This is a genomic window from Paenibacillus zanthoxyli JH29 (genome assembly GCF_000520715.1).
GTDB classification, from domain to species: Bacteria; Bacillota; Bacilli; order Paenibacillales; family Paenibacillaceae; genus Paenibacillus_AQ; species Paenibacillus_AQ zanthoxyli.
Genome location: NZ_ASSD01000620.1, coordinates 1 through 6813, shown reverse-complemented (window position 1 = coordinate 6813; position 6813 = coordinate 1). Strand labels below are relative to the sequence as shown.

Sequence of the window (6813 nt, the reverse complement as noted above, 5' to 3'; positions counted from 1 at the left end):
CGGGGGCAATCCAAATCAAGCGGCTGCCGCCACACTGAGCCAGGTTATTGGTCTTGAGAATGACGGAATTCAGGTTTCGGTAATCGACATGAACAAGGAAGAATATCCGTCAGACCGGGATTTTGCCAAAACATTGACGACTGCCATGAAGCAGAAAGCGGATGAGGAGTCGATCGCGGCTATACGCGGCGGAGTGCGTTATGTGCGTACCTTGGAAAAAATGCCTGCGCCGTCCGTCGGACAGGCTATTAACCTTCACGATGGGGAAACGTACCTGATCACTGGAGGCACTGGGCTCGTGGGAGGCCAAATTGCTCTGGCGCTTGCGCGGCAAGCACGGATCAATGTCGTTATTACCGGCAGAAGACAGCTTCCGCCCGATCATCGCCTCCTGCCGAAACTGGAAGAGCTGGGCGCTCAGGTGATGTATGCGGCCGTAGATGTTACGGATCAGGCCCATATGGAGGAGCTGCTGCGCAGGATTCACGCCGCCTATGGCCCTTTGCACGGAGTCGTTCATGCCGCGGGACAACTGGAGTATACGCCTCATAAGCTGTTAAGCCGGAGTGTAAGCGATATTGACAGCATTCTAGCTCCCAAATGGAAAGGTACCATTATTACGGACCTCGTAACCCGTAAGGAGCCGCTGCGATTCTTCGCGACCTTGTCTTCGGTTTCGGCCACCCGCAAAGCATGGGCCTCGGGTCTTGGAGATTATGCCGCAGCCAACGCTTTCTTAAACGGCTATAGTTCTTACCGGACCAAGGAGCAGGCTCCGGGGCGTTCCTTGTCGGTCAACTTCTCGCTCTGGTCGGATACAGGGGCGGGAACGGAGTTTGGAAATATTCTTGAGCTGACGCTTAGAGCACAAGGGCTGAAACCGCTTGTTCACTCGAAAGCCGCCGATGCTTTCCTGAGAGCCTTGGGAACCGCCCGGCCTGATGTCATTCATCTACTGGATCAGGTAAAAAGTGAAGAGAAGAAGGAACGCTTCACCGTGCTTAATGCAGAACGGCAACCGACAGCCTCCAATTCCGGTTCCCATTCGCTTGTTTATCATTCGGCGAAAGAAATCCGGGAAATGGTGTATCGGACAATTGCCGAGCAACTGCAAATTCCCGTCAGCCATCTGGAGACGGGCAGGAATTTCATGGATCTTGGACTCGATTCGCTCGGGGCGGTCCAGGTGGTTTCCAAACTCGGCAGCCTGTTGAATACTGAACTGTACCCGACGCTTATTTTTGAATATCAGACACCGGAAGAATTGTCCGCGCATATCGAAGAGGTGCTGACGGCGGGCCCAGTGAAAGTAACGGCTCACGAAGAAATAACGGCTCACGAAGAGAATAAGAAATCCGAGGACAGCAGGAAGGATGAAAACCTGCAAGATATCGCCATTATCGGGATCGGTCTGCGCATACCCGGAGCGGGCAATCCGGAGGAATATTGGGAGCTGCTGCATAATGGCCGAAGCGCCATTCGCCCCGTCGATCCCGGAAGATGGTCCAAAGATGAGCATGTGAACACTGATTCATCCATGCTTCATACGACCTACATGAGCCGGGGGGGCTTTATCGACGCTCCGTACGACTTTGATCCGTTGTTCTTTGGAATGTCGCCGAAAGAAGCGGAGGCCACCGATCCCCAGCAGAGGATCTTCCTGCAGATTGCCTGGGAGGCCCTGCAGCAAGCGGGATATGGAGGGAAATACCGCACCCGCAAGATCGGCGTGTTCGCAGGCTGCGAGCAGAATACCTATATGGAGCACTTTGCCAATTACCGTTCCTATATGTTGATTAAGAACCGTTTGGCGGACAGCCCCGCCTTCAACCGGATGCATCCCGAAGAGCGCCGTGAAATTCTCGCCGGAATATCCGGCGTGCTGGAGCCGGCCCGCCTCGTTGCCGATACGGTCGCCGGCAATGGCCTGAATGAGGTAGCGGCGCGGGTAAGCCACTGCTTGAATTTGACAGGGCCCAGTCTGATCGTAAATTCCGCCTGCTCCTCTTCGCTGGTCGCGATCCATATGGCCTGCGAAAGTCTGCGCACCGGGGAATCGGAAATGGCTATTGCGGGCGGCGTAAACTTGAACTTAAGCCCGACGCCGTTCGTCTCCCTCAGCCGGGTGACTGCGCTGTCGCCGACTGGAGTCTGCTATCCGTTTGACCAGAGAGCGAACGGAATGGTGCTGGGTGAAGGGGCGGGAGCCATACTGCTGAAGCCGCTTGAAGCCGCGCTGAGAGATGGCGATTACATCCATGCGGTCATCAAAGGCTCGGCTATTAACAACGACGGCCGCTCCCAGGGAATTACGGCGCCAAGGCCGCAAGGCCAGGCCGAGGTAATCAGGGAAGCGTTCCGGCGGACGGGAATTCATCCCGAAACGATTTCCTATGTCGAAACGCACGGCACGGCTACGCCGCTTGGCGACCCTATTGAGATTGAGGGAATGACACAGGCGTTCGGAACCTTTACGGACAAGACGCAATTTTGCGGAATCGGTTCGGTTAAATCTTCCGTGGGCCACATGCTTTCGGCTGCCGGGGTAACGAGTCTGATTAAGGTGGTTCTTGCGATGAAGCATCAAACTTTGCCGCATACGCTGAATTATGAGCAGCCGAATCCGAATATTGATTTTGCGCACTCCCCATTCTATGTGGTCGATAAATATCCAAGACCCTGGAAGGCGGAAGGAAGCACTCCGCTCAGGGCCAGTGTCAATGCCTTCGGCTTCGGCGGCACCAACGCCCATGTTATTTTGGAACAAGCGCCGCAGACTTCGGCTGTTCCTTCCCGGGAGGACAACGGGCCGCATCTGCTGCTGCTTACCGGCAGAAATGAGCAAGGCATCCGGGCCGTCGCCGGAAATCTCAGAGCGCATCTTGAGAAGCATGCGGAGGCTAGTTTAGCTTCAGTATGCCGCACAATGAATCTTTCACAGAAAGAAATGTCCATCAAAGCGGCGGCAGTGATTAAATCCCGGGAGCATTTGACGAGCGTTCTTTCTGCGGTTGAACATGGCGAGTCTTTTGCGGAAATTAGCAGAGGACGTTCCAATCCAAGCCGAACGGCAGCGGTCCATCTTATGCTGGACGGTAAAGTGGCCGTGAGCGGTAGCGAACTGGAAGTGCTGTGCTCCCGGTTCCCCGCCTTTGGCTCTGCCTACCGGAAGGCGAAGCAAGAGATAACGGGTGCTGGAGCGGAGCTTGAGAGCTTTGCTGTACAATATGCGACTGGCAAGCTGCTGCATGAATTAGGAATTCGTCCTGTCGGAATCTTTGCCGAGGGATCAGGCATTCTCGCGGCGCTCGTTCTCACGGGTCAAATTTCGCTGGGGCAAGCCGCATTATTCATCCAGGACGGAAGCGGGCAATCTATGGAGACAGCAGACGATGCCCAGGCATTTTTGAAATGCCGGGTGGTAACACCTTCAGGAGTGATAGACCGCCATCATACCCGCGAGCTGTGGTCTTTCATTAAGAACGTTTTTGGGAAAAAATTAGCCGAACAAGATTTTGCGGAAGCCTTGGGTGCGGGAGAAACGCTGCTTTATTGCGGTAGCCATTTTGTCAACTTGCCGATTAGTCATCGTGATAACTTGCAGACCGTTAATCTCGCCTTGGATTTGGACGCTGCGGAGAACCTTTTGCAGAGCTTGGCCAAGCTGTATGTCCTTGGAGTTCCCTTTGATCCGTCCGGACTCTTTGGTCCTCATGAGAAAAAGGTTCTCTTGCCGACCTATCCGTTCGCTAATGAGACCTACAAGGTTTCATACGAACAGGAGACAGAAACACTTGAAACAGTTATTAACCCGTACAGGGAAGCAGTCCAAAAGCTGGGGCTCATAAAAATCGAGGTATAAAAGGAGAGGGGCATGAGCAAGGGCTACAAAATAACGAGGATCATAATCCTGTCTGTTGTTCTTCTGCTCGCCCTGCTGGTCTTGGCCGTGTTCACCACCAGCGGCGCGCAAAAGAAAGCCGAATATCTTGATCCCTGGAAGCGGGATTATGCTAAGCAGTTCGAGGACCCGCGATTGCAGCTCGTTGCTCATGGATTGTTGGCCGCGAACAGCCACAACCTGCAGCCATGGAAGATCCGTTTGGACCGGCAGAACCCGCTGGTGTTCTACCTTTACACCGATAACGAACGGCTCGCGCTCAAATCGGACCCCTTAGCCCGGCAAACGCTGGTTTCGCAAGGCACCTTTTTGGAATATATGCGGATAGCCGGCGAGCAGCTTGGGAATCCCGCCGAGATCGCGCTTTTTCCGGATGGGGAGTACGATGAACAGCATTTAAGCGAGAGTATGGAACGGAAGCCGGTGGCGAAAATTACGCTGTCCAAGGCGAACCCGCAAAATATTCCGCTTTATGAATTCATGTTCTTGCCGGATACGAACCGAATGGCTTACCGACCGGATGAAGTCACGCCGGATCAAATCCGGAAGCTGAGCGCAACGGACACGGAGCAAGACCTGACTTTAACCATCCTGAACGATAAAGCGGATATCGATAGATTTGGAGCCTTCGGTGTGGAGGGTACGGTCATCGAAACCGGATTGCAGCGGATGAATGACGAATCGGCCGAGATCTTCCGTTCCAATGAGTATCAGAAAAATAAATACCGTTTTGGATTTTCTTTCGAAGGTCAGGGAACCACGGGATGGAAAAAGCATCTGATGCAAGGATTACTTACAATTATTCCATCCTTTAACAATGAGGAGGCCGCGGCTATGCGGGCCGTCCAAGCGGCCCAAACCGCAGCCGGCCATACTCCGGCATATGCCTTGATCCTCAGCAAGGATAACAGCCGGACCAGCCAGGTTAAGGCGGGGATGCTGTTCAGCAGGCTCGTGCTTACCGCGCATGAGGAAGGACTCGTATTGCAGCCGATCAGCCAAGTGTTACAGGAATATCCTGAAATGCATGAGGCTTACAGCGAAGTTCACAGGGAATATGCGGCGGCGGGTGAAACGATCCAGTTCCTGATCCGCTTAGGCAAACCGACACAAGATACTCCGCTGAGCATGAGGCAGGGGGTTATGGATTTGATTTCGGAATAAGAGAGCATGCAGCTTAAAGTACAAATAAACGCGGGCAGTGAACAGGGGGACAGATTCTCTCTGTTCACTGTTCATTTTAAGGAGTGGAAAGACCAAAATGGTTGAGGTCTATGCGCTGCCGGTACCGGATGGAGACAGTTTTCAGCAATATATCGGATTATGCAACTATGTCTCGTCAGAAAAGTATACGTATTAAGCGGATGGCAAACTGTGTTCATCTGTATGAGTGTTCTGAGATTTACGAGCGAATCACCTGAGGAAGGGTGTACGAATGAGAATCAAGATGGCTCTGATGGTTACCATATTCGCATTGCTCTCCGCTTGTGTTAATAGCGTTGATAAGGAGAACTTAGCCATCCATGTGAATAATGATACGACTGCGGAAGCAAAGAGAGAAGATAACTCGATTAGGGCAATTGGAACAAATCAAGACGGGCGCCTACTCGTCAAGCCTGCTAGTCAAGCTAACGTAGCTACTTTAGGGGCTTCTAGTTGTCTCGGAGTAGATTCTGACCTCAGATGGTCAGGAGACTATGAAATGTTATGGGAACCCACATCTGGTGGGGCTTCTAGAAAGGTAATGACATTTCCAATCGATTTCGAAATCGTGCAACCAAGCGATGTACCAGTCAAGATGCAGAAGTTTACCTTGGGAACAACAGATTTATTCGCATACGTTCCGCGTTATACGGATTGTCACGCTCTCGAAACTTATCTGTTTGGAATAAATGTGGGGAGGCTTTCCCAATAACGTTGGAAATGAAACCTGGACAGATTTGGACGAATATAGGTCAGCTCCGCATCATCCTTTTCAGGTATCCAATGGTGAACTCACCATTACTGGCGGTCATGCAGCTGGTCAGGATTTTATTAATGTGTATCATTTCTATTATGATTCCAAGAAACATTCTATGATCCTGAAAAAGACAGATCAAGTTAAGCCAAATGATTTAACGAGCAGTTTACCTACTCCTTGATCTTATTAAAAATATGAAAGGTTACTGTCAAGTATAATCCACACTTGTTTTTTCCATGACTCGAGGCGGATATGGCATTCCATTAGTTGACCGTTTGAAGGGATAATATGTTGTCAAGACTAGTTAGCACTTGAGCGGAGGAGAGGTGCTTACATGTCCGAGCATATTCATCGGTTGCTGGAGACCGTATTGCCTAATCTGAAAGGCATTATCGATGCAGAGTCCGTTATCGGAGAACCGATCCAGACACCGGATGGTACCGTTGTGATCCCCATTTGCCGAACGAACTTTGGATTTGTGACCGGGGGTACCGAATTCAGAGGCTCCGCTTCTTCAGTGCTGCCGTTCGGAGGAGGTATCGGAGCGGGCGTGTCCGTCACTCCCGTCGCGTTTCTCATTATCGGTCCTTCCGGAGTCCAGACGGTATCGCTTGATTCCCCCAAAGACATATACAGCCGCATTCTTGACTTAAGTCCGCAGCTGCTTGATAAGTTGAAAAGCTTGTTGGACCGGTAATTTCGAAGGATATCAATGCACAAAAATTCTAAAATGTCATTCTCGTAAGACTTCCGGCAAATTCGTATGCCAGAGTCTTTTTTTATTTAAAGCATATAAGGGCTTTTTGTCATACTAAATCCAGTGATAAATATGCTATATTTAACAGGAAATAGATGAATTATGGTGGGGAGAAAGCTATGACAGTAAAAGCAAGAAGGGAAGCGGCTTATGATTACTATTTATCTAAAAAGCCGAGAAGACTCCTTCCTCTAC

The 6813-nt window shown here is 51.2% G+C and carries 4 protein-coding genes; all 4 read left to right on the top strand.

What is annotated here, in order from left to right; genetic code table 11:
- Positions 1–3862: SDR family NAD(P)-dependent oxidoreductase (locus L691_RS0123875; RefSeq protein ID WP_025692787.1), on the top strand; the 3862-nt coding region annotated here is incomplete at its 5' end.
- A gap of 12 nt (positions 3863–3874) precedes the next feature.
- Complete coding sequence (locus tag L691_RS0123870) at positions 3875–5065, top strand: nitroreductase family protein (RefSeq protein WP_025692786.1); 1191 nt, start codon at positions 3875–3877, stop codon at positions 5063–5065.
- A 271-nt stretch (positions 5066–5336) separates the two neighbouring features.
- Complete coding sequence (locus tag L691_RS0123855; RefSeq protein WP_025692785.1) at positions 5337–5816, top strand: hypothetical protein; 480 nt, start codon at positions 5337–5339, stop codon at positions 5814–5816.
- A 379-nt stretch (positions 5817–6195) separates the two neighbouring features.
- Positions 6196–6558: a GerW family sporulation protein gene (ytfJ, locus tag L691_RS0123850; protein WP_025692784.1), complete on the top strand. Its 363-nt coding sequence runs from the start codon at positions 6196–6198 to the stop codon at positions 6556–6558.
- Positions 6559–6813 lie beyond the last annotated feature (255 nt).

Coding starts and splice junctions, on each gene's coding strand:
- L691_RS0123855 (WP_025692785.1), top strand. CDS start 5,337: ATGAGAATCAAGATGGCTCTGATGGTTACCATATTCGCATTGCTCTCC.
- L691_RS0123870 (WP_025692786.1), top strand. CDS start 3,875: ATGAGCAAGGGCTACAAAATAACGAGGATCATAATCCTGTCTGTTGTT.
- ytfJ (WP_025692784.1), top strand. CDS start 6,196: ATGTCCGAGCATATTCATCGGTTGCTGGAGACCGTATTGCCTAATCTG.